Annotated in this window: 4 protein-coding genes; 1 reads left to right on the top strand and 3 read right to left on the bottom strand. The window is 39.0% G+C overall.

Annotation, left to right across the window (positions count from 1 at the left end; genetic code table 11):
- Together AC11ZT_RS12320 and AC11ZT_RS12315 are read right to left on the bottom strand one after the other, a co-directional pair.
- A partial coding sequence (locus AC11ZT_RS12320) for a DEAD/DEAH box helicase (protein WP_484059882.1) occupies positions 1 to 144 on the bottom strand: 144 nt, incomplete at its 3' end.
- A gap of 188 nt (positions 145 to 332) precedes the next feature.
- Positions 333 to 2,021 (bottom strand): formate--tetrahydrofolate ligase, encoded by a 1,689-nt coding sequence (locus tag AC11ZT_RS12315; RefSeq protein WP_484059881.1) that lies wholly within the window; start codon positions 2,019 to 2,021, stop codon positions 333 to 335.
- Between the two features lie 290 nt (positions 2,022 to 2,311).
- On the opposite strand from AC11ZT_RS12315, the gene AC11ZT_RS12310 reads away from it, so the two are divergent.
- Positions 2,312 to 2,602, top strand: a complete 291-nt coding sequence (locus tag AC11ZT_RS12310; protein ID WP_484059880.1) for a hypothetical protein — start codon at positions 2,312 to 2,314, stop codon at positions 2,600 to 2,602.
- Positions 2,603 to 2,670: 68 nt separating this feature from the next.
- Here AC11ZT_RS12310 and AC11ZT_RS12305 read toward each other — a convergent pair.
- Positions 2,671 to 3,156 (bottom strand): class I SAM-dependent methyltransferase (locus tag AC11ZT_RS12305; RefSeq protein ID WP_484059879.1); only part of this gene is annotated, 486 nt, incomplete at its 5' end.

The raw sequence follows: 3,156 nt of genomic DNA, 5'->3' as shown, positions 1-3,156 counted from the left end.
CTTCCCTGTCCCCGTAGGAGATTCTGCAATTACATCCTTTCCTTCTAGTATGGATGGAATAATACTTTGTTGTATATTCGTCATTTCTTGGAAATTTGCTTTTTTCCAAGCTTTTTGTATGAACGGTTTCAATTGCTCGATCATTTTATTTCTCCTTTTTCTATATCCTTGCATCATTCTAAGTTCGTCTTTATCCTATTTTTGTCCAGAAAACATAGTGTATCAAACTGTATGAATTGTACCATAGGATGATTGTATATGCTACACGACTCTCTTTAATAATCAAAAGGACTGCATAGCATAATAGCTGTAACAGTCCTTTTTGCCCATTATTAAAATAACCCGCTCGCTTTCCCATTATCATCAACATCCATTTTCAGTGCAGTAGGCTGCTTAGGAAGACCTGGCATGGTAAGTACTGAACCTGTGAGAGCTACAATGAATCCTGCTCCAATGGAAGGTTTTAACTCCCGCACAGTGATAGTGAAATGTTCAGGGCGCCCAAGTTTACTTGGATCATCAGATAAGGAATACTGAGTCTTTGCCATGCAAATCGGTAAGTTACTCCATCCTTGCTCCGTAAATTGCTGAAGTTGTTTTTTTGCTTTCAATGTAAATTGAACATCATCTGCTCCATACACCTTTTGCGCAACTGTACGTATTTTTTCTTCTAGTGGTTGCATTAGCTCATAAAGAGGAGCAAAGTGGTTTTCCTTTTCTTCTATGATATGAAGTACCTTTTCAGCGAGCTCAATTCCTCCTTTTCCGCCTTTTTCCCATACTTCTGTTAACGCTATTTCATAAGAATTCTGTTTACACCATTCTTTAAGATAAGCAAGCTCATTTTCTGTATCCGTTACAAAACGATTCATTGCAATAACAAAGGGTAACCCGAATGATTGGATCGTTTCAATGTGCTTATGTAAATTTTCAATTCCAAGCTTAAGTGCATCTACATTTTCTTCATGTAACTGGTCCTTTTTCACACCACCGTGCATTTTCAATGCACGAATCGTTGCAACAATTACAACTGCAGCTGGTTTAATTCCCGCTGTTCTAGCTTTAATATTGAGAAATTTCTCCGCTCCTAGATCCGCACCAAATCCAGCCTCGGTAATCACATATTCTCCAAGCTTTGCAGCCATTTTTGTCGCAAGAATACTATTACAGCCGTGGGCAATATTTGCAAATGGGCCTCCATGTATAATGGCAGGAGTATGTTCTAACGTTTGCACGAGATTTGGCTTAATTGCATCCTTTAATAGTAAAGCTAGTGCCCCTTCTACAGCAAGATCTTTTACTGTAACAGGCTCATTGTGTTTGTTATAAGCTACCACAATATGTGATAGTCGGTCCTTTAAATCATGAAGATCCTTTGCTAAGCAAAAAACAGCCATAATTTCGGAAGCGACTGTAATGTCAAAGCTTTCTTCACGTGGAACTCCTTGCATTGGTCCACCAAGACCGATGATTACGTTACGAAGAGCACGGTCGTTTAAATCTACACAACGTTTCCATACAATTTTTCGTGTGTCAATTTCAAGTTCATTTCCTTGTTGAATATGATTATCTAGCAACGCAGCTAACGCATTATTTGCAGTAGTAATGGCATGAAGATCACCTGTGAAGTGTAAATTAATATCCTCCATAGGAACAACTTGTGAATAGCCACCTCCTGCTGCTCCGCCCTTAATCCCCATCGTCGGACCTAGAGAAGGTTCCCGAAGTGCAATAACTGCTTTTTTACCAATATGATGCATCGCTTGCCCAAGTCCTACTGTTACCGTTGATTTTCCTTCTCCCGCAGCGGTTGGGTTTATAGCTGTTACAAGAATAACTTTCCCATCTGGCTTTTGTTCCAGACGTTTTAATATAGTAAGCGATAATTTCGCTTTATAGTGTCCATATGGTTCTATTTCTTCTTCCTTTATATCTAATTGTTCTGCTATTTCATATATGCCTTTCATTTTTGCTTCTTGTGCAATTTCAATATCAGATTTCACTGAAGAAACGGTTGTCATCAAGCTTCACTCCTCTTGTTTTCTACGGTCTATTGTATCAGTTTTCAGGAAAATACGCACATTTCATCCGATAAAAAATGAACATTATCATCTATTGTTCGTAAAATATTCGTTATTTTTCATAATTACATACAACATGCATACGCTATGCTTCCTCGTATAAATCCCCCCTTTTCGTCTTTTAATAAGTTACCCTCCCAATCTAGTTTTTATAAAAAATCCGCAGTTGCTATGTACACCGATTCTTCTAGACAAGCATAGGATATCAGTAGATAAGGGGGTGAAGAACAATGAGTTATGGTTTTAATGGCGGCTGCGGTTATGGAAATAATTACGACAACACAAACACTAATTATAACAATGACAACAGTATCGCTCGCTTCTTACGTACTCTCAGTCCTGGAACTCCAGTAGTGTTGCAATATGACGCTCGTCGTCCTGCACGCGGCATTTTTGAAGGATTCCAAAATGGCAACGTACTTCTATCAAATTTCAACGGTTTTCCGGGTCTCGTTCGCATTGCAGCTAACAAAGTAAACGCAGTTGCTCCTGCTGGATTTTCCCACGATTGCCACGAGTAATAGAAAATAGATTGAACTAGAAGAAGACCAGTGGACGATCCACTGGTCTTCTTTCACAATTTACCTTTTTAATGCTCCTTATTATATTTTAACATCGTAATCCACATAAATGACAGCGCCTGTTTAAGTGTATGTGGTAAATCCTCAATTAGCTCTTGATCCACATCACGTTTATATACACCTTTCCCATCTACAATCGAAAATCCATTTTCCTTTGCTAACATTTCAAATTCCCATGGCATCATTGTATTACATACGACATTTTCCCCATATAACCTACGATAACTATTTACACGCGGAGCAGCGGTAGGACCTAATATAGCCACACATATATATCCTTCCGGTTTCAGGACACGCTTTAGTTCACGTAGAACAACTAACGGGCGTTCTACCCATTCCAGTGAGTTAATAGCAACAACTGCATCAAATGTTTCGGTTTCATAGGGCAGCGCTGCTATGTCTGCTTGTGTAAATGAAAGTTCGGTCTGGTGAGTACGAGTATCTGCATATTCGATCATTTGGGTAGAAATGTCTACACCGTAAACACGATATCC

It is taken from the genome of Ectobacillus sp., from assembly GCF_056992975.1.
The sequence above is the reverse complement of the archived record's forward strand: the minus strand, read 5'-3'. Positions and strand labels throughout refer to the sequence as shown.

Excerpts from the sequence above, each read along its gene's own strand:
- AC11ZT_RS12315 (WP_484059881.1), bottom strand. The coding sequence starts at position 2,021 with ATGACAACCGTTTCTTCAGTGAAATCTGATATTGAAATTGCACAAGAA.
- AC11ZT_RS12310 (WP_484059880.1), top strand. The coding sequence starts at position 2,312 with ATGAGTTATGGTTTTAATGGCGGCTGCGGTTATGGAAATAATTACGAC.